This is a genomic window from Streptomyces sp. NPDC090442, from assembly GCF_044769405.1.
GTDB lineage: Bacteria > Actinomycetota > Actinomycetes > Streptomycetales > Streptomycetaceae > Streptomyces.
The window spans coordinates 1-21,045 of record NZ_JBIVXW010000048.1; the positions used below are offsets into that span (position 1 = coordinate 1).

The following is a 21,045-nucleotide window of genomic DNA, read 5'->3' on the forward strand; positions in this document are numbered from 1 at the left end:
ACCAAACTCGGCGACCCCATCGAAGCCCAAGCCCTCCTCGCCACCTACGGCCGAAACCGCACCACCGACCAACCCCTCCACCTCGGCTCCCTCAAATCCAACATCGGCCACACCCAAGCCGCGGCGGGGGTCGCCGGCGTCATCAAAATGGTCATGGCAATGCACCACGCCACCCTGCCCAAAACCCTCCACGCCAACGAACCCAGCCCACACGTCGACTGGACAACAGGAGAGGTATCCCTCCTCACCGAACCACACCCCTGGACCACACCCGACGACCGCCCCCGCCGCGCCGCCGTCTCCTCCTTCGGCATCAGCGGCACCAACGCCCACCTCATCCTCGAACAGACCGAAACCGCAGAGGAAGCCAACGACCAGCCGGCCCCCACAGGCACCGTCGTCCCCTGGATACTCTCCGCGCGCAGCGAAGCAGCGCTGCGCGCTCAGGCCGCACGGCTACGCGAGCGCCTGACGGAGCTGCCGGAAGTCTCCGCCACAGAGGTCGGCCACGCCCTGGTGACCACACGCACACAGTTCCCACACCGCGCCGCAGTAGTAGGCACCGACCACACGACACTGATGAACGGCCTGACAGACCTGGCAACGGGCTCCGGCACGGTGACGGGCATCGCATCGACGCCAGGCAAGCTCGCCTTCCTCTTCACCGGCCAAGGCAGCCAACGACCGGGAATGGGACGGGAGTTGTACGCCGCATTCCCCACCTTCGCCGCCGCCTTCGACGAGGCGTGCGCCGCATTCGACGCCCTCGGGGTGCCGTTGCGCGAAGCGATGACAGACGAAACCGTCCACCGGACGGAATTCGCACAACCGGCCCTCTTCACGATCGAGTCAGCACTGTTCCGACTGTGGGAATCCTGGGGCGTGCGACCGGACGTGGTAGCCGGGCACTCCGTCGGCGAACTGACAGCCGCCTACGCGGCCGGAGTCCTCTCCCTCCAAGACGCAGCACGCCTCGTGGCGGAACGAGGCCGACTGATGCAGGCACTGCCCTCCGGCGGAGCGATGCTGGCAGTCCAGACATCAGAGGAAACAGTACTGCCACTGCTGGCCGGCCTGGAAGGCAAGATCGCACTGGCAGCAGTGAACGGCCCAGAGTCAACAGTCGTCTCCGGCGACGCGGACGCGGTCACCTCCATCGCCGCACACCTCGACGAACTAGGCGTCAAATCCCGCCAGTTGACAGTCAGCCACGCCTTCCATTCACCGCACATGGACCCGATGCTGGACGACTTCCGGGCCATCGCGCGCGGCCTCGACTTCCAAACTCCGAAGATCGCACTCGTCTCCACCCTGACAGGACGTCCGGCCACGGCCGAAGAACTGGCCTCCCCGGACTACTGGGCCACGCACGCACGAGAGGCCGTGCGCTTCCACGCCGCCGTGCGCACCCTTGAAGCCGACGGCGTCACCACCTTCGTCGAACTCGGGCCAGACTCCACCCTCACCGCCCTGGCACGCACCAGCACCGGCACAGCAGCCGTGTGCGCCGCATCGTCACGCAAGGGCCTCCCCGAACCACAGGCCGCCGTGACCGCCCTCGCACAACTGCACGTCCACGGCGCCACGGAAATCGACTGGCGCGCGCTGTTCGGCTCCGGTGACCGCTCCGTGGACCTGCCCACATACCCCTTCCAACGCGAGCGCCACTGGCTGGAAGCACCGACCGGACACGGCGACCTCGGCGCGGTAGGACTGACGAAGGCCGAACACCCACTACTGGGCGCCGCCGTCGAACTGGCCGACGGCCAGGGGCATCTGTTCACCGGCCGACTGTCGCTGGCGGCCTTCCCGTGGCTGGCCGACCACGCGGTGCTGGGCGCGACCCTGCTGCCCGGTACGGCGATGGTGGAGCTGGCGCTCCTGGCGGGGGTGCGGCTCGGCCTGCCCGTGGTCGAGGACCTGACGCTGGAGGCCCCGCTGCGGCTGGACGGCGCCGACGTGGACGTCCAACTCGTCGTCGGTGCGCGGGACGAGGCCGGGCAGCGGCCCGTTCAGCTGTACTCCCGCGCGGACGAGGGCGCCGAGTGGGTCCGGCACGCCACCGGCACCCTCGCTCCCGCCCCGCTCGACACCGTCACCGACGCCAGGGACTCCGCCGCGTCCTGGCCGCCCGCCGGGGCGACCGCGATCGACACGGACGGCCTCTACGAGCGCCTGGCCGGGCACGGCTACACCTACGGTCCGGCCTTCCAGTGCCTGCGCGCCGCCTGGCGGGACGGTGACGACCTGTACGCCGAGGTCCGGCTCCCGCAGGGCGCCGCGGGTACGGTCTCCGATGACGACGACGCGCTGTTCACCGTCCACCCGGCGCTGCTGGACGCGGCGTTGCACGTGCTGGCCCTGGAGGCGTTGCCGGAGGAGGGCGAGGCCGCGAGCTTCCGGCTGCCGTTCGCATGGGGCGACGTGCGGCTGTTCGCCGCCGGGGCCGAGGAACTGCGCGTCCGGCTGTCGCAGCTCACGCCCGACACCGTGGCCCTCTCGGTCGCCGACGGCGCCGGGGCCCCGCTGCTGTCCGTCGGTTCCCTGTCGGTGCGGCCCGTGGAGGCGGCCGAGCTCGGCGCCGTTCCGGCCACCCGCGACGGCCTCTTCGGCATCGACTGGACGCCTCTGCCCGTTCCCGCCGGGACGTCCTCGCCGGCGCCGGCGGTCCTCGGTGACGACCCGGCCGGGCCGGCCGGTCCCGGCCGCTACGCGGGCCTGGCCGACCTCCCCGCGGACGCCTCGACCGTGGTGGCGCAGTTCAGCGCGACGCCCGGGGAGGATGTTCCCGGTGCGGTGCACCGGGCGACCGCCGTGCTGCTGGAGACCGTGCGGGAGTGGCTGGCCGACGAGCGGTTCACCAACGCCCGCCTGGCCGTCGTGACCTGTGGCGCGGTGGCGTCCGGTGCGGACGACCAGGTGCGGGATTCGGCCGCGGCCGCCCTGTGGGGCCTGCTGCGTTCGGCCCAGACCGAGCACCCCGGCCGACTGCAGATCGTCGATGTCGACCGCACGGAGGCGTCCCGTACGGCGCTGCCGGCGGCGCTGGCCTCCGGGGAGCCGCAGTTCGCCCTGCGCGACGGTGTGGCCTCCGTCCCCCGCCTCGTGCGCATCGACGGCCGGGCAGCGGAGTTGCTTCCGCCGGCCGGGGCCGACGGCTGGCGTCTGGATGTCACGGCCAAGGGCACCCTGGAGAACCTGGCCCTCCTGCCCTCCCCCCAAGAACCGCTGCGCCCCGGACAGATACGCATCGCGGTACGCGCAGCCGGACTGAACTTCCGCGACGTCCTGATCGCCCTGGACATGTACCCCGGCAACGAAGCCCTGATCGGCGGCGAAGCAGCCGGCATCGTCACCGAAGTCGCCCCCGACGTCACCCACTTCACACCCGGCGACCGCGCCTTCGGACTCTTCCCGGGCAGCGCCGGGACCTTCGCGGTCACCGACCAACGCATGGCCGCACCCGTACCCGAGAACCTCACCTTCGCCCAAGCAGCCGTGCTACCGGTCGTCTTCCTCACCGCCTACTACGCCCTACGAGACCTCGCCAACATCCAACCCGGACAACGCCTCCTCATCCACGCCGCCACCGGCGGCGTCGGCATGGCCGCCGTCCAACTCGCCCACCACTGGGGCATCGACGTCTACACCACCGCCAGCCCCACCAAATGGCACACCCTCCACACCATGGGACTGCCCGACACCCACATCGCCAACTCACGCACCCTCGACTTCGAACAACACTTCCTCACCACCACCAACGGCCACGGCATGGACGTCATCCTCAACTCCCTCGCCGGAGAATTCACCGACGCCTCCCTACGCCTCCTCCCCCACGGCGGACACTTCCTAGAAATGGGCAAAACCGACATCCGCCAACCCGACACCCTCACCCAACAACACCCCCACATCACCTACACCCCCTTCGACCTCCAAGCCGACGCCGGACCCGACCGCATCCACGAGATGCTCACCGAACTCCTCACCCTCTTCACCCAAGGCCACATCCACCCCCTCCCCCTCACCGCCTGGGACATCCAAAACGCACCCCAAGCCCTCCGCCACCTCCAACAAGCCCGCCACACCGGCAAAACAGCCCTCACCCTCCCCACACCCCGCAACCCCAACGGCACCATCCTCAGCACCGGCGGGACCGGCACCCTCGCCACCCACATAGCCCGCCACCTCATCACCCACCACGGCGCACGCCACCTCCACCTCACCAGCCGACGCGGACCCAACACCCCAAACGCCACCCAACTCCACAACGAACTCACCGCACTCGGCGCCCACATCACCATCACCGCCCACGACACCACCAACCCCCACCACCTCACCAACCTCCTCAACACCATCCCCCACCAACACCCCCTCACCGCCATCATCCACACCGCAGGCACCCTCGACGACGCGGTCCTGGAGAACCTGACGCCCGAGCGGCTGCGGCAGGTCCTGCTGCCCAAGGTGGACGCGGCCTGGCACCTGCACGAGCTGACCCGGCACGCCGACCTGTCCGCCTTCGTGCTCTTCTCCTCGGTCGCCGGCACCCTCGGCAACGCCGGGCAGGCCAACTACGCGGCGGGCAACGCCTTCCTCGACGCCCTGGCCGAGTACCGCCGTGCCCAGGGACTGCCCGGCACCTCCCTCGCCTGGGGTCTGTGGGACGAGGCGAGCGGCATGACGAACACCCTGGACGAGGCCGACCGTGCCCGGATCGGCCGGACAGGCGTCGTCCCCATGACGCCGGACGAAGCCCTGGAGTTGCTGGACGCGGCACTCGGCGCGGGGCGTGCCGTGACGGTCCCGGCGTTCCTGGACCTGGCCGTACTGCGCCGTCAGGCGGACGCGGGCACACTGCCGGTGCTGCTGAGCTCCCTGGTACGGCCGCGCCTGCCCCGTACCGCCGCCCGTCGCGGCGGGTCCGACGAGCGCTCGCCGCTCGCGGGGCTCGCGGAACTCACCGCCGCCGAGCGCGAGCGGGCCGTGCTGGACCTGGTGCGTACGCAGGCGGCCATCGTGCTCGGGCACGCCGCGCCCGAGTCCGTCGACGTCGCGCGCCCCTTCAACGAGATCGGCTTCGACTCGCTGACCTCGGTCGAGCTGCGCAACCGGATGGGCGCGGCGACGGGCCTGCGCCTGTCGGCGACCCTCGCCTTCGACCACCCCACCCCCACGGCCCTCGCCGGGCATGTGCTGGAACTGCTCGGCGGGCGTACGGAGAAGGCCGCAGCCCCCGCGTCCGTCGCACCGGCCGCGGCCGGGAGCGCGGACGAGCCGATCGCGGTGGTGGCGATGAGCTGCCGCTACCCGGGCGGCGTCGCCTCACCCGAGGACCTGTGGAAGCTGGTGGCCGAAGGCACCGACGCCATCGGGGAGTTCCCCACCGACCGCGGCTGGGACACCGAGGGCCTCTACCACCCGGAGATCGGCACCCCGGGCCGGACCTACACCCGGCACGGCGGCTTCCTCCACGACGCGCCGCTGTTCGACGCCGAGTTCTTCGGCATCAGCCCGCGCGAGGCCACCGCCATGGACCCCCAGCAGCGGCTGCTGCTGGAGACCGCCTGGGAGGCGTTCGAGCGCGCCGGCCTCGACCCGGCGGCGCTGCGCGGCAGCGACACCGGGGTGTTCGCGGGAACCAGCTCGCAGGACTACACCGCGCTGCTGGACGCCTCGCCCGAGGACGCCGGCGGCTACCGACTGACCGGCAGCTCGGCGAGCATCATCTCCGGCCGCGTCGCCTACACCTTCGGGCTGGAGGGCCCGGCGGTCAGCGTCGACACCGCCTGCTCCTCGTCGCTGGTGGCCATCCACCTCGCGGCCCAGGCACTGCGCCGGGGCGAGTGCTCGCTCGCGCTGGCCGGCGGCGCGTCCGTCCTGGCCACTCCCACGCTGTTCGTCGAGTTCAGCCGCCAGCGCGGGCTGTCCGCCGACGGCCGCTGCAAGGCGTTCTCCGCCGACGCCGACGGCACGAGCTGGGGCGAGGGCGTGGGTCTGGTGCTGCTGGAGCGGCTCTCCGACGCGCACCGCAACGGCCGCCGGATCCTGGGGGTGATACGCGGCAGCGCGGTCAACCAGGACGGTGCCAGCAACGGGCTGACCGCGCCCAACGGCCCGTCCCAGGAGCGGGTGATCCGCCAGGCGCTGGCCGACGCCCGGCTCACCCCCGCCGACGTGGACGCCGTGGAGGCACACGGCACGGGCACCACGCTGGGCGACCCCATCGAGGCCCAGGCCATCCTGGCCACCTACGGGCAGGAGCGGGCCGGGGACCTCCCGGTCCACCTGGGCTCGGTGAAGTCCAACATCGGCCACACCCAGGCGGCCGCCGGTGTCGCGGGCGTCATCAAGATGGTCATGGCGATGCGCCACGGCGTCCTCCCGCCGACCCTGCACGCCGACACCCCCACTCCGCACGCCGACTGGGGCACCGGCACCGTCCGTCTGGTCACCGAGGCCACGCCCTGGCCCGGGACCGACCGTCCCCGCCGCGCCGCGGTCTCCTCGTTCGGCATGAGCGGCACCAACGCCCACCTGGTGCTGGAAGCGGCTCCGGAGCCGGAGGCCGCGGAGGCCCCGGCCGCCCCGAACCCCGGTGCGGCGGTGGTGCCGTGGCTGTTGAGCGGGCGGTCCGCCGAGGCCCTGCGGGAACAGGCGCGCCGGCTGCTGGCCTGGACCGACGCGGCTCCCGACGCCGACGTACGGGAGGTCGCCCACGCCCTGGCCACGGCCCGCGCCGGCTTCGAGCACCGCGCGACGCTCGTCGGAGCGGACCGGGAGGAGCTGCGCTCCGCGCTCGACGCCCTCGCCCGGGACGTGCCCGCGCCGCAGCTCACGCAGGCCACGGCCAGGTCCGGTCATCAGACGGTCTTCGTCTTCCCCGGCCAGGGTTCCCAATGGGAGGGAATGGCCCTGGAGTTGCTTCAGACGTCCGATGTCTTCCGGGAGCGGATGCGGGCGTGCGCCGAGGCGCTGGCCCCGCACACCGGCTGGGACCTCTTCGACCTCCTGCACGGCAGGCCGGGGGCGCCCGCCATGGACACCGCCGACACGATCCAGCCCGCCCTCTTCGCGGTGATGGTCTCGCTGGCGGCCCTGTGGCGCTCGTACGGAGTGGAACCGGCGGCGGTCGTCGGCCACTCACAGGGCGAGATCGCCGCGGCCTGCGTCGCGGGCGCGCTCTCCCTGGAGGACGCGGCCCTGGTGGTCGCCCTGCGCAGCCGGGCACTCGACGCCCTGCGCGGCCGCGGCGGCATGCTGTCCGTCCCCCTGCCGCACGGCGAGGTGGCGGAGCTGCTCGGGCGCTGGGAGGACCGGCTGGCCGTCGCGGCCGTCAACGGCCCCCGCGCGACCGTGGTCTCCGGTGACACCGAGGCCCTGGCGGAACTGCACGCGCACTGCACGGCCGAGGGTGTGCGCAGCAAGGTGATCCCCGTCGACTACGCCTCACACTGCGCCCATGTCGAGGCCGTCCGGGACCGGCTGGCCGAGGTGCTGGCCCCCGTCTCCCCGCGCTCCGCCGCGATTCCGTTCTACTCCACGGTCACCGGCGGCCTCGTCGACACCGCGACGCTGGACGCCGCGTACTGGTACCGCAACCTGCGGCGCACCGTCCGGTTCGAGGAGACCATTGGTGTCCTCGCGGCGGCCGGGCACCACACCTTCATCGAGGTCAGTCCGCATCCGGTGCTGACGATGAGCCTTCAGGAGACGCTGGAGGAGCTGGACCCGCGGCAGGACACCACGGTCATCGGCACCCTCCGCCGCGGCGAGGGCGGCCCGGCCCGCATGCTCACCGCGCTGGCCGCCGCGCACACCCGCGGCCTCGCCGTGGACTGGACCCCGGCCCTGCCGGGCGCCCCGCGGGGCGCCCTGGACCTGCCGACCTATCCCTTCCAGCGGCGCCGTCACTGGCTGGACGTGGCACCGTCGCAGGCGGACCCCGCACAGCTGGGGCTGCGGCCGACCGGCCACCCGCTGCTGGGTGCCGCCCTGTCGCTGGCCGGCAGCGAGAGCCGCGTCGTCACCGGCAGCCTGTCGCGACGGGCCCGGCCCTGGCTGGCCGACCACGCGGTGACCGGTACCCCCCTGCTGCCGGGTACCGCCTTCGTGGAGCTGGCCCTGCACGCCGCGGGCGAGGCGGGCCGCGCCCGGGTCGAGGAACTGACCGTGCTGGCACCGCTGCCGCTGCCGGAGGAGGAGACGGTGCACCTCCAGGTGACCGTCGACCCGCCGGACGACGCGGGGCTGCGGCCCTTCCACATCCACTCCCGTCCCGGCGACACCGACGCGGACCTGCCCTGGACCCGCAACGCCACCGGCACCCTGGGCACGGCGGCGCAACCTGCCGCTGAGCACGCCCTCGCCGCGTGGCCGCCCGCCGGGGCGACCCCGGTGGACCTGAGCGGACACTACGAGGCCCTGGCCGCCCTGGGGTACGAGTACGGGCCGGCTTTCCAGGGGCTGACGGCCGCCTGGCGGTCCGGCGAGGACCTGTACGCCGAAGTCGCCCTGGCGGAGGGGCAGTCGGCCGAGGCCGGTGCCTTCGGCCTGCATCCGGCACTGCTGGACGCCGCGCTGCACGCCCTCGCCCTGGACGGTTCCGGTACCGAGGAGGGCCCCGTGCGACTCCCGTTCGCCTGGAGCGGTGTGCAGTTGCACGCCCGGGGCGCCGGGGCGCTGCGGGTGCGGCTCTCTCCCGCGGGCACCGACGCGGTGGCCCTGACCGTGGCCGACGCCGCCGGGCAGCCGGTGGCCTCGGTGGACTCGCTGGTCCTGCGGCCGGTCGCGCCCGGGCAGTTGGCGGCGGACGCGCGGTCCGACGCGATGTTCCTCGTGGAGTGGACCGCCGTGCCGGAGTCCGGCCGCGACGACACCTCGTGGGCCGTGCTCGGATCGCCCGCCCTGGCCGGGGCCCTCGATGCCGAGCCGTACGCGGACCTGGGGTCCCTGGAGGGCGAGGTGCCCTCGGTGGTGGCCGTCGAGTGCCGTACGGAGTCCTGGGACGACCTCGCCGGGGCGACGCGGGAGGCAACGCTGCGGGCACTGGGTCTGGTCCAGTCCTGGCTGGCCGACGAGCGGTTCGCCTCGTCACAGCTGGTCGTCCTCACCCGGGGCGCGGTGGCCGCCGGTGAGGGCGATCGGGTCAGCGACCCCGCGCACGCCGCGGTGTGGGGTCTGCTGCGGACGGCGCAGTCGGAGAATCCGGGACGCGTCGTGCTCCTCGACCTCGACGGCCGGGACGGCTCGTACGAGAAGGTCCGGATCGCGCTGGCCACCGGCGAGCCGCAACTCGCCGTCCGGGACGGCGAGTTGCGTGCCGCCCGGCTCGTGCGCCCGAGGCCGTCCGACGGGCTGACGCCGCCGGCGGAGCCCTGGCGTCTGGATGTCACGGCCAAGGGCACCCTGGAGAACCTGGCCCTCCTGCCCTCCCCCCAAGAACCGCTGCGCCCCGGACAGATACGCATCGCGGTACGCGCAGCCGGACTGAACTTCCGCGACGTCCTGATCGCCCTGGACATGTACCCCGGCAACGAAGCCCTGATCGGCGGCGAAGCAGCCGGCATCGTCACCGAAGTCGCCCCCGACGTCACCCACTTCACACCCGGCGACCGCGCCTTCGGACTCTTCCCGGGCAGCGCCGGGACCTTCGCGGTCACCGACCAACGCATGGCCGCACCCGTACCCGAGAACCTCACCTTCGCCCAAGCAGCCGTGCTACCGGTCGTCTTCCTCACCGCCTACTACGCCCTACGAGACCTCGCCAACATCCAACCCGGACAACGCCTCCTCATCCACGCCGCCACCGGCGGCGTCGGCATGGCCGCCGTCCAACTCGCCCACCACTGGGGCATCGACGTCTACACCACCGCCAGCCCCACCAAATGGCACACCCTCCACACCATGGGACTGCCCGACACCCACATCGCCAACTCACGCACCCTCGACTTCGAACAACACTTCCTCACCACCACCAACGGCCACGGCATGGACGTCATCCTCAACTCCCTCGCCGGAGAATTCACCGACGCCTCCCTACGCCTCCTCCCCCACGGCGGACACTTCCTAGAAATGGGCAAAACCGACATCCGCCAACCCGACACCCTCACCCAACAACACCCCCACATCACCTACACCCCCTTCGACCTCCAAGCCGACGCCGGACCCGACCGCATCCACGAGATGCTCACCGAACTCCTCACCCTCTTCACCCAAGGCCACCTCCACCCCCTCCCCCTCACCGCCTGGGACATCCAAAACGCACCCCAAGCCCTCCGCCACCTCCAACAAGCCCGCCACACCGGCAAAACAGCCCTCACCCTCCCCACACCCCTCAACCCCAACGGCACCATCCTCATCACCGGCGGCACCGGCACCCTCGCCACCCACATAGCCCGCCACCTCATCACCCACCACGGCGCACGCCACCTCCACCTCACCAGCCGACGCGGACCCAACACCCCAAACGCCACCCAACTCCACAACGAACTCACCGCACTCGGCGCCCACATCACCATCACCGCCCACGACACCACCAACCCCCACCACCTCACCAACCTCCTCAACACCATCCCCCACCAACACCCCCTCACCGCCATCATCCACACCGCAGGCACCCTCGACGACGCGGTCGTCACCGAGTTGTCCGAGGCACAGGTGGACCGCGTCCTCGGGCCGAAGGCGAACGGGGCGGTGATCCTGGACGAGTTGACCCGCACCACGGACCTGGCCGCGTTCGTGCTCTTCTCCTCGGCCGCCGGCACGGTCGGTGCCGCGGGCCAGGGCAACTACGCCGCGGCCAACGCCTTCCTCGACGCCCTCGCACAGCGGCGGCGCCGTGCGGGCCTGCCCGCCGTGTCGATGGCCTGGGGCCTGTGGGAGCAGCGCTCCGGGATGACCGCCCACCTGGACAGCACCGATGTGGGCCGGATGGCGCGCGGCGGCCTGGTCCCGCTCTCCACACAGGACGGCCTGGCCCTCTTCGACAAGGCCCTCACCGGTGCCGAGCCGGTCGTCGTGCCCGCCCGGCTCGACATGGCCACGCTCCGGGAGCGAGCCGAGGCGGGCTCCCTGCCCGCCGTGCTGGGGAGCGTGCTGCGTACCCCGGTGCGCCGCGCGGCCGCGGCGGGGGGTGCGGCACCGGCCGACTCCTGGGAGCGCCGGCTGCTTGCCCTCCCCCCTGGCGAGCGGGAAGGCGCGCTGCTCGGCCTCGTGCGCGGGCAGGCCGCCGCGGTGCTCGGGCACGCCACGCCGGACACCGTGGACGCCGGGCGCCTCTTCAAGGAGAGCGGTTTCGACTCCCTGACCGCCGTCGAGTTCCGCAACCGGCTCGTCACCGCGACCGGGCTGCGGCTGCCCGCGACGCTCGTCTTCGACCACCCCACGCCCGAGGCGCTGGCCCGTCACCTCCTGGAGGCGCTGCTCCCCGGCGAGCCCGCCGCCGCGGATACGGCGCTCACCGAACTGGCCGGCGTGGAGGCCGTGTTGAGCGGTGCCGCCGAGGCGGACGACGCGGTCCGGCAGCAGATCGTCGAGCGGCTGGAGGAGCTGGTGACCGCCTGGGGTCGGTCCCGGCGACCGGAGGGGGAGCCGACCGCGTCCCAGCGGATCGCCGAGGCGTCGCCCGAGGAGATCTTCGCCCTGATCGACAACGGCCTCGGCCGGGCGGCGGGCCGCTGATGACCTCCCGACCGATCCATGCCGACACCGGTGCCGAGGCCGACAAGGAGAAACCCACGATGGCCAACGAAGAAAAGCTGCTCGACTATCTCAAGTGGGTGACCGCCGACCTCCAGGAGGCCCGGGAGAAGCTCCGGGAGGCCGAGGAGGCGGCCGGCGAGCCGATCGCGATCGTCGCGATGAGCTGCCGCTACCCCGGGGACGTCCGTACCCCCGAGGAGCTGTGGCGACTGCTGGAGACGGAGACCGACGCCGTCTCGGCCTTCCCCGGCAACCGGGGCTGGGACCTCGCGTCCCTGTGTCACCCCGACCCGGACCGCACCGGTACGACGTACGCCACCGGCGGGGGTTTCCTGCACGACGCGGGTGACTTCGCCGCCGACTTCTTCGGCATCGGCCCGCGCGAGGCCACCGCCATGGACCCCCAGCAGCGGCTGCTGCTGGAGACCGCCTGGGAGGCGTTCGAGGGGGCGGGCATCGTCCCCGAGACGCTGCGCGGGAGCCGCACGGGCGTCTTCGTGGGGGTGGCGGACATGCGGTACGCGCCGCATCCGCACGAGGCACCCGAGGAGTTCGAGGGCCAGCTGATGACCGGCACGTCGAGCAGCGTGGCCTCCGGCCGGATCTCCTTCACCTTCGGCCTGGAGGGTCCGGCGGTAACGCTGGACACCGCCTGCTCGTCCTCACTGGTCGCCCTCCACCTCGCCGTCCAGGCCCTGCGCGGCGGCGAGTGCGCGCTCGCGCTGGCGGGCGGTGCCACGGTGATGGCCACGCCCAACACCCTCGTCGAGTTCAGCCGTCAGCGGGGCCTCGCTCCGGACGGCCGCTGCAAGGCGTTCTCCACCGGCGCCGACGGGACCGGCCTGGCCGAGGGCGCGGGACTGGTGCTGCTGGAGCGCCTGTCGGACGCCCGGCGCAACGGCCGCCGGATCCTGGCGGTCGTCCGCGGCAGCGCGGTCAACCAGGACGGCACGAGCAACGGACTGACGGCGCCGAGCGGACCCGCACAGGAGCGGGTCATCCGGCAGGCCCTCGCCAACGCCCGGCTCACCCCCGCCGACGTGGACGCCGTCGAGGCACACGGCACCGGCACCGCACTCGGCGACCCCATCGAGGCCCGGGCTGTCCTGGCCGCCTACGGGCGGGGCAGGCCCGCCGGACGGCCGCTCCGGCTCGGCTCGCTCAAGTCCAACGTCGGCCACACCCAGGCGGCGGCGGGCGTCGGCGGCGTCATCAAGATGGTCATGGCGATGCGGCACGGGGTACTGCCGAAGACCCTGCACGTCGGCGAGCCCACCCCGCACGTCGACTGGTCATCGGGAGCCGTCTCGCTGCTCACCGAGACAGCGCCGTGGGAGCAGGACGCGGACCGCCCCCGCCGGGCGGCCGTCTCCTCCTTCGGCATCAGCGGCACCAACGCCCACCTCATCCTGGAGCAGGCGCCCGCCCCGGAGGAGCCGGCGGCCGTGGAAGCCGCGCAGGAGGGCCCGGTGCCGTGGGTGCTGTCGGCCCGCACCCGCGGCGCCGTCCGGGCCCAGGCGCGTCGTCTGCACCGGCATCTGCTCGACCACCCGGAGGCCGGGGCCGCGGACGTCGGCCTGTCCCTGGCGACGACGCGGACCCACTTCCCGCACCGTGCCGCGGTCGTGGGGCGCAGCCGTACGGAGCTGCTGGCCACCCTGGCGGACCTGGCGCGGGACCGCGGCACGTCCGGGCTCGTACGCGGCACCGGGGCCGGGGCCGGGGGCACCGCCTTCCTCTTCACCGGGCAGGGCAGCCAGCGCCTGGGCATGGGGGCCGAACTGAGCGAGGTCTTCCCGGTCTTCGCCAAGGCCCTCGGCGAGGTCTGCGACCACCTGGACGTGCATCTGGACCGCCCGCTGCGCGAGGTCGTGTTCGCCGCGCCGGACAGCCCGGAGGCGGAGCTGCTGCACCGCACCGCCTACACCCAGCCCGCGCTGTTCGCCCTGGAGACGGCGCTGTACCGGCTCCTGCGGCACTGGGGGATCACGCCCGGGTACCTCGCCGGGCACTCCATCGGTGAGCTGACCGCCGCGCACGCGGCAGGGGTCATCGGCCTGCCGGACGCGGCGGCTCTGGTGGCCGCCCGGGCACGCCTGATGGACGCGCTGCCCGCCGGGGGCGCCATGATCGCCGTGGAGGCCGAGGAGGCGGAGGTCCTGCCGCTCCTGGCCGGGTACGAGGACGCCGTCGGCATCGCCGCCGTCAACGGCCCCCGGGCGCTGGTGCTTTCCGGGGAGCGGGAAGCGACCGGGCGGATCGCCGGGCACTTCGCGGAGCAGGGGCGCAGGACCACCTCGCTCCAGGTCAGCCACGCCTTCCACTCGCCGCTGGTGGAACCCGCCCTGGCGGAGTTCCAGGCGGTCGCCGAGTCGCTCGCCTACCACCCGCCGACGATCCCCGTCGTCTCGCTCGTCACCGGCCGCCGGGCCACCGCCGAGGAACTGTGCTCGCCCGCCTACTGGGCCGGGCAGATCCGCGCGACCGTCCGATTCCACGACGGCGTCCGTCACTTGAAGGACGCGGGCGTGTCCACCTACCTGGAACTCGGCCCGGACGCCGTGCTGTCCTCCATGGCCCAACTGAGCCTGCCCGCCGGGGCTACCGTGTGTGCTCCGGTGCTGCTCAAGGGCCGGCCCGAGGCCCCGCGCGCGCTGGACGCGCTCGCCCGGGCCTGGGCCAACGGGGTGGAGGTGGACTGGCCGGCCGTCCTCCCCGGTGCGCGCCCCCTCGACCTGCCGCCCTACGCCTTCCAACGGCGGCACTACTGGCTGGAGTCGGCCGCCACCCGCGGCACGCACCGCGCGAGCGGGAGCGAGGCGGAGTTCTGGAACGCCGTGTCGGGCGGGGACCTGGACACCCTGGCGGAGCGTCTCGGGCTGGACGACGGCCGCCGGGCCGCGCTCGGCGAGGTGCTGCCGGCCCTGTCCGCCTGGTGGCACCGCTCGACCCCGGAGACGCCGGAGGAAGCGGCCGAGCCGCCCCGGCCCCTGGAGGACACCGACAAGCAGCGGCGGCTGAGCGAGAGCCTCGCCGGCGCCGCCCCCGAGGAGCAGGACCGCGTTCTGCTGGACATCATCCGCACCCACGCCGCCGCCGTGCTCGGACACGACACGCCGGACGCCGTCGAGGCGGAGGTCACCTTCCAGAACGCCGGCTTCTCCTCCTTCACCGCCCTCGACCTGCGCAACCGCCTGTGCGAGGCCACCGGGCTGCTGCTGGAGCCGGTCGTCGTCTACGACCACCCGGCCCCCGTCTCCCTCGCCCGGTACCTGCGCACCGTACTCAGCGCTCTGCACACCAAGGAGTGACTCGCATGACGACGAACGAGAACCGACGACCGGTGGTGGTCTGCGGCGCCGGTCCGACCGGGCTGATGCTGGCCGCCGAACTGCGGCTCGCGGGCGTGGACGTGGTGGTCCTGGAGAAGCGGCCGGGATTCACCGGAGAACGCGAGTCGCGCGCGCCGGGGGTGTACGCGCGGACGATCGAGATCTGGGAGCAGCGCGGGATCCTCGACCGGTTCACCGGGAGCCGCACGGGCCGGTACAGCCACTTCGCGCTGCTGCCGGTGGGGATCGACCTCGGCCGCCTCGACAGCCCGCACGCGGTGCTGCTGCTGCCGCAGGCGCGCATCGAGCGGGTGCTCGCGGAATGGGCGGAGGAGCTCGGCGCCGAGGTGCGGCGCGGCCACGAGGTGACGGGGCTGCACCAGGACGCGGAGGGTGTGGAGTTGGAGGTGACGGGCCCCAAGGGGCCGTACCGGCTGCGGGGTGCGTACGTCGTCGGCTGCGACGGCGGCCGCAGCACGGTCAGGTCGCTCCTCGACGTCGGCTTCCCCGGCACCGACGCCACCGCGGACGTGCTGCTGGCCGACGTCTCCGGGGTCAGCAGGGACCTCCCCGGGCTGCAGGCACGGCCCTTCCCCTTCGTCCGGACCGAGCGCGGCTGGCTCGCGGTCTCGGCGGTGGCGGTCTCGACGGCGGGCGAGGACGTCCTGCGCTTCATCGTCGGCGACTTCTCCCGGCCGCCGGTGCGCCGGGCCGGGCCGCCGAGCTTCGAGGAGGTCCGCGAGACCGTCGCCGCGGTCGCCGGTATCGATCTCTCGGGCGCGACACCGCAGTGGCTGAGCCGGTTCGGCAACACCACCCGGCAGGCGGCGCGTTACCGCGTCGGCCGGGTGCTGCTGGCCGGTGACGCGGCGCACGTCCACCCGCCGTTCGGCGGCCAGGGGCTCAACCTGGGGGTGCACGACGCGGTGAACCTCGGCTGGAAGATCGCGGCCGAGGTCGGCGGCCGGGCCCCGGCAGACCTGCTGGACACCTACGAGCGGGAACGTCACCCGGCCGCCGCCCGCGTCCTGCTCAACACCCGGGCGCAGAACGTCCTGATGACCGGTGGCCCGGACATCGACGCGTTGCGCACGGTCGTCGCCGAGACCCTGGAGTCGACCGAGGTCAACGACCGGCTGGCCGGGGAGCTCAGCGGCGTCGACGTGCGCTACGACCTCGGGCACGACCACCCGCTCGTGGGCCGGCGGATGCCGCACCGCGAACTGACCGCTCCGGACGGCTCCACGTTCGGCAGCCTGGGGCTGCTGGAGCGGGCGCGCGGAGTGCTGCTCGACCTGACCGGCGCGCCGGAGCTGAAGGCGGCCGCCGACGGCTGGGCGGACCGGGTGGACCTCGTCACCGCCACCTGCCCGCGAGCCGGGGCCGACGACCTGTCCGCCGTGCTGATCAGGCCCGACGGGCATGTCGCCTGGGCCGCGCCGCAGGGCCACCCGCCCGCCCCGCGGGAGTTGGAGGCGGCCCTGGGCCGCTGGTTCGGGCCGGCCACGGAACCGGACGGCCACTGAACCGCTTTCCTTTCTCTTTCTCTGACGTCCCGTTTCCCTGAAGTCCCTTGCAAAAGAAAGGCATTGACATGCGTCTGATCGACCCGTTCCGTGCGGCGGTGGAGATGTGCCCGGAGTGCGCGGCCGCGATGGTCACCGAGCCGATGACGGTGGCCGAGAAGCCGGCGGGTGACTGCTTCGCCCTCACCGGCCTGTCCGAGACGGTGAACCTGGACTACAAGGCGGTCGCCGAGGCCGGTTTCCACGCCGGTGACCGCAGCACGCACACCGACGAGTTCTTCGACGCCGACGGCAACTCCGTGGGCCACCTGGTCGGTCACAGCTGGAAGGTCGTCAACCAGCCGTCCAGCGGCCACCTGATGGCCTTCTACCGGGAGGAGATCACCCTGCCCGACGGGGAGATCCAGACGGCGGGCTGGATCGATGTCAACGCCATCCTCGCCGGCGAGTGGCAGGCGCTCCACGCGGTGGGCACCGGCGGCCGCTACCTGGGCAAGGTCGGCGTGCGGGAACTGCGCAGCGAGGTGCTGCGCCACCGGTTCCAGGCGAATCTCGTCCTGTGCGGTGCGGCCGGCCAGTGAGCGAAAGCGGGGGCGGCGGCCCACCGCCGCCCCCGTACCGCCCCTTCCGAAGGAGACCCTCCGAACTAGATCCGGGACGCACCTCCGTACCAGGTGGCGGTTCGGTCCGAACCGCACCGCAGCCTTCTTCCACTTCGTTGACTGTGTCGAACGCGGCCGGTTAGGTTGCAAATACGTCGGGATGACTTTACGTCACTTTTCTTCCGTCGATTTCCACACTTCCACCGAAGCGGCTTGCCCCACCTGAGGACTTGGAGTTTCTCGTGCGGTACAGGATCCTTGGAAAGCTCCACGTCATTCACGACAACGAACCGGTTTTCCTCTCGGCCCGGAAGAAGGAAATCGTTCTCGCGTCACTGCTGGCCCGCGCCAATCACGTGGTTTCGCTGGAGGAGCTCATATCCGAGATCTGGGGCGGGAATTCACCGCTGCGCGCCACCACGGCGATCCATGTCCGCATCTGCGAACTGCGGAAGTTCCTGCGCTCCTGCGGAATGCCCGTGAGCCCGATCGTCACGCGCTCCCCGGGCTACTTCATCCATGTCGCGCCGGGCGAACTGGACGCGCACGTCTTCAGCCGGTTCGCCGAGGAGGGCCGGGCGGCGGCACGGGCCGGGCAGCACCACGAGGCCGTCGAGAAACTGCGCGCCGCGCTGGAACTGTCCCAGGAGACGGCTCTCGGCGGACTGCGCAGCGGCCCCATCATCAACGCTTTCGTGCACTGGCTCGACCAGGCCCGCCTGGACTGCACCGAGCAGTTGATGGAATCGGAACTGACCCTGGGCCGGCACCGCGAGGCGGTGGGCCGCCTCTATTCGCTCTTCAACCAGTACCCGTTGCACGAGGCATTTCACCGGCAGCTCATTCTGGCGCTGTACCGCTGCGACCGGCGGGCGGACGCCCTGCACGTCTATCAGGTGGCCCGGAACACCCTCCGGGAGGAACTCGGTCTGGAGCCCTGCCTCGCCACCCGCCGGGTCCACCACGCGATCCTCGCAGCGGACGACCACCTGGCCGCCCGGCTTTCCGCCTGACGGCGCACCGACGGATCCCCCGCCCGTCGGCCGGGAGCGGAAGCCTCAGCCCGATCCGGCCATGCGCAGCGCCCCGGCCAGTTCCGGACGGCCGCGGACGGCCAGTTTGCGGTAGACGGCGGTGAGGTGTTTCTCCACCGCCCGGCGGGTCACCCCCAGTTCGTCGGCGATGGCGCCGTTGGGCAGTCCGCGGGCCGCCATGCCGGCGACCGTGAGCTGAACCGAGGACAGGCCGGGTGCCGGGTCCGGGGCCGGTCCGCCCAGGAGGGCGCGGGCGCGGGCCGCGAGTGCGGGCACCCCGCAGGCGTCGGCGAGCGCCGCGCCCTCCCGCAGCCGGCTCTCCGCCCGGGGATCCCCCTCGCGGCTCTCCCTGACGCCGAGTTGCACCAACGCCCTGGCCAGTTCCAGGCGGTGGTGCGAGCCCCACAGCACGTCCACCGCCTCCCTCAGCAGGGACTTCCCCCGCTCCCCCGCCGTCAGCGTGCCGTGCACGCGCAGGGCCCTGCCGAGCGCGGCCGGTGCTCCCCAGGCCCGGGCGCGTTCGCCTTCCTCGCCCATGAGGTCCTCGGCCGCCCGCGCGTCGCCGAGGCGGCGGTGGGCGAGGGCCGCCCACGCGCGCCAGGGGCCGAGCGCGGGGTTGTGCCAGCCGTCCCGTTCCAACCGCCTGCCGCAGGCCAGGAAGTGGTCCAGTGCGGTGGCGTCGTCGCGTCGCTGGTAGGCGCGTACGCCACGGAGCATCCGGTGGGTGACGCTGCGGTAGACGTCGGTGACGTCACCGTAGGCGGGGGCGGAGTCCTGGGCGAGGAGGCGGTCGCACAGCTGTGGGTCCACGGTCTCGATGGCGACGGTGGCCAGCGCGACACCGGCCGCCGTGTGGGCCTCCCACCGCTCCCCCGCCAGCCGGTGGGCCTCCAGGGCCAGTGCCCTGGCCCGCGTCACGTCCCCCGACCACAGCCGCACCAGGGCCAGTTCGGTCCCCGTGATCACCTGGGACACCAGGGCCTTCTGCTCGACCGCGCGCGCCAGGAGCGCCTCCAGCCAGGCGGGCAGGTCGGCCAGGTCGTCGGCCGCGACCAGCGTGATCGCCAGCAGCGGCAGGGTGGTGTGGGACAGCTCGGGCACCGCCGGTTCGCGTTCCAGGATCCGCCGGGCGAGCCGGACGGCGTCCTCCCGCGCGATCCGGCCCGCCGCCACCGCGTCGTGCAGGAGTACGGCCACCAGCTCGCGTTCGGCACCGGTCCGCAGCCCGGGCTCCGGGCCCAGCTCCGCCAGCCGCCGTACGGAGTCCGCGAGGCGTCCGGGGGCGGTGGGCTCCGCACAGCGGACCCGGGCCTCCAGCCGCAGCGCCACCTCGCGGGCGGCGCCGCCCGTCGCGCGGCCGGGTCCGAGCGCGGCGAAGACCTCGCGGAACAGCTCCACCGTCTGCGGTGCGGCGGTGTCGAAGACGGGTGGCGAGATGCGCAGCAGCGCCGCCGCCCGCTGCTCGGCCGACGGCAGCAGGGACACCGCCTGGGAGATGTGCCGCGCGGCCATCCAGGGGTCGGTGACGCGCTCGGCCCCGGCCAGGTCCACCAGGACCACGGCGCGGTCCTCGCCCTCCGTGGAGGCTTCTTGGAGGGCCCGGCGCAGGAATCGCACCGCGTCCTCGGGTGCGCCGCGATCGAGCGCGGCGTCGGCCGCCGCACGCAGCACGGTGACCGTCCACGGCGCGTCCGGTGAGGGGGACGGTGCCGTCACCATCAGCCGGGCGGCGATCTGTTCGGCCGGATGGCCGGCCCGCAGGAGCAGCACGGCCGCCCGGCTGAGCAGCCGTTGCAGCTCCTCGACGGTGAGGGTCTCCTCCGCCGCGTCCCGGAAGACGGGATGGCGGAAGGCCGGTGCCGATGAGCCGGCACCGGGGCGGAGCACGCCCAGGGCCCGCAGGGCCCGTTCGGCCGCGCGGCACCCGACGGCGTCCAACTCCGCGAGCCGCGCCAGGAGTTCCGGCTCCGCCTGCTCCCCCAGTACGGCCAGGGCCCGCGCGAACTCCGGCAGGGGCGAGGGGAGTTGACCCAGGCGCGCGGTGAGGCGTTCCCGGAGGACCGGCGGGCTCACGCGCACGGCCCGCTCCCCGTGCTCCGCCACCGGTCGCAGCCCCGCCTGGCGCAGGGTGTGGCCGACGGCGGTGGTGACCATCGGGTTGCCTCCGCAGGCGTCGTGGCAGGCCCGCGCGAACGCGTCGTCCGGGGGCTCGCCGAAACTCCGCTCCACCAGGGTCCGGGTGCCCTCGGGGGACAGCGGGCGCAGCCGCAGGACGCGGCTCCCGGTCGCCAGCAGGTCGCGTACCAGGGGCGTCCCGGCCCCGGGGTCGCCGTCGGCGAGGGTCACGACGACCGTGACGGGCCGCGCGACGGGCCGTTTGGCGAGGTACGCCAGCCAGCGCAGCGAGGGCTCGTCCGCCCAGTGCGCGTCGTCCACCACGATCAGCAGCGGTGTGTCGGCGGCCATGTGGGCGGCCAGCGAGCGCAGTTCCCGCCACAGGCGCGGGTGCGTTCCGGCCTCCAGCGCGGGCGTCTCCTCGGCGATGACGCTCCGCAGGGTCTCCCCGCCCGGTCCCAGCCACCGCCGCCGGGCCGCGTCCGCTGCCTGCGCGAGTACCGGCTCGAAGAGCTGGCGCACCACGCCGAAGGCGAACTCCCGCTCCGAGCGCGCCGCGTCGGCCCGTAACACCCGTACGTGCCTGTCCTCCGCGAGCGGCGGAAGGTGGTTGAGCAGTTCCGTCCTGCCCGTTCCCCAGGCGCCGGTGACGGCGGTCAGGGAACTGCCGTGGGCGGCGGCGGTGTCCAGGGCGCCGGCCACCGCGCGCAACTCGGTGTCCCGTTCGAGCAGCAAG

6 protein-coding genes are annotated in these 21,045 nt (G+C 73.2%); 5 read left to right on the forward strand and 1 reads right to left on the reverse strand.

Going from position 1 to position 21,045, the window contains the following annotated elements; all coding sequences use genetic code 11:
- The 5 genes from ACIQU6_RS29110 to ACIQU6_RS29130 all read left to right on the forward strand — a co-directional run.
- Positions 1-11,679: SDR family NAD(P)-dependent oxidoreductase (locus ACIQU6_RS29110; protein ID WP_403484662.1), on the forward strand; the 11,679-nt coding region annotated here is incomplete at its 5' end.
- A 59-nt stretch (positions 11,680-11,738) separates the two neighbouring features.
- Entirely contained in the window at positions 11,739-15,011 is a 3,273-nt protein-coding gene (locus ACIQU6_RS29115) for a type I polyketide synthase (RefSeq protein WP_403484663.1), read from the forward strand.
- Between the two features lie 5 nt (positions 15,012-15,016).
- A complete protein-coding gene (locus tag ACIQU6_RS29120; protein WP_403484664.1) occupies positions 15,017-16,558 on the forward strand; it encodes an FAD-dependent monooxygenase in 1,542 nt (513 codons plus the stop codon).
- Between the two features lie 68 nt (positions 16,559-16,626).
- Positions 16,627-17,139 (forward strand): hypothetical protein, encoded by a 513-nt coding sequence (locus ACIQU6_RS29125; RefSeq protein ID WP_403484665.1) that lies wholly within the window; start codon positions 16,627-16,629, stop codon positions 17,137-17,139.
- A gap of 263 nt (positions 17,140-17,402) precedes the next feature.
- Positions 17,403-18,173, forward strand: coding sequence for a BTAD domain-containing putative transcriptional regulator (locus tag ACIQU6_RS29130; protein ID WP_403484666.1), 771 nt, complete (start codon positions 17,403-17,405; stop codon positions 18,171-18,173).
- A 45-nt stretch (positions 18,174-18,218) separates the two neighbouring features.
- Here ACIQU6_RS29130 and ACIQU6_RS29135 read toward each other — a convergent pair whose 3' ends face one another.
- On the reverse strand, positions 18,219-21,044 hold the full coding sequence (locus tag ACIQU6_RS29135; protein ID WP_403484667.1) for an AAA family ATPase: 2,826 nt from the start codon (positions 21,042-21,044) through the stop codon (positions 18,219-18,221).
- Position 21,045: the final 1 nt, after the last annotated feature.

Coding starts and splice junctions, on each gene's coding strand:
- ACIQU6_RS29115 (WP_403484663.1), top strand. CDS start 11,739: ATGGCCAACGAAGAAAAGCTGCTCGACTATCTCAAGTGGGTGACCGCC.
- ACIQU6_RS29120 (WP_403484664.1), top strand. CDS start 15,017: ATGACGACGAACGAGAACCGACGACCGGTGGTGGTCTGCGGCGCCGGT.
- ACIQU6_RS29125 (WP_403484665.1), top strand. CDS start 16,627: ATGCGTCTGATCGACCCGTTCCGTGCGGCGGTGGAGATGTGCCCGGAG.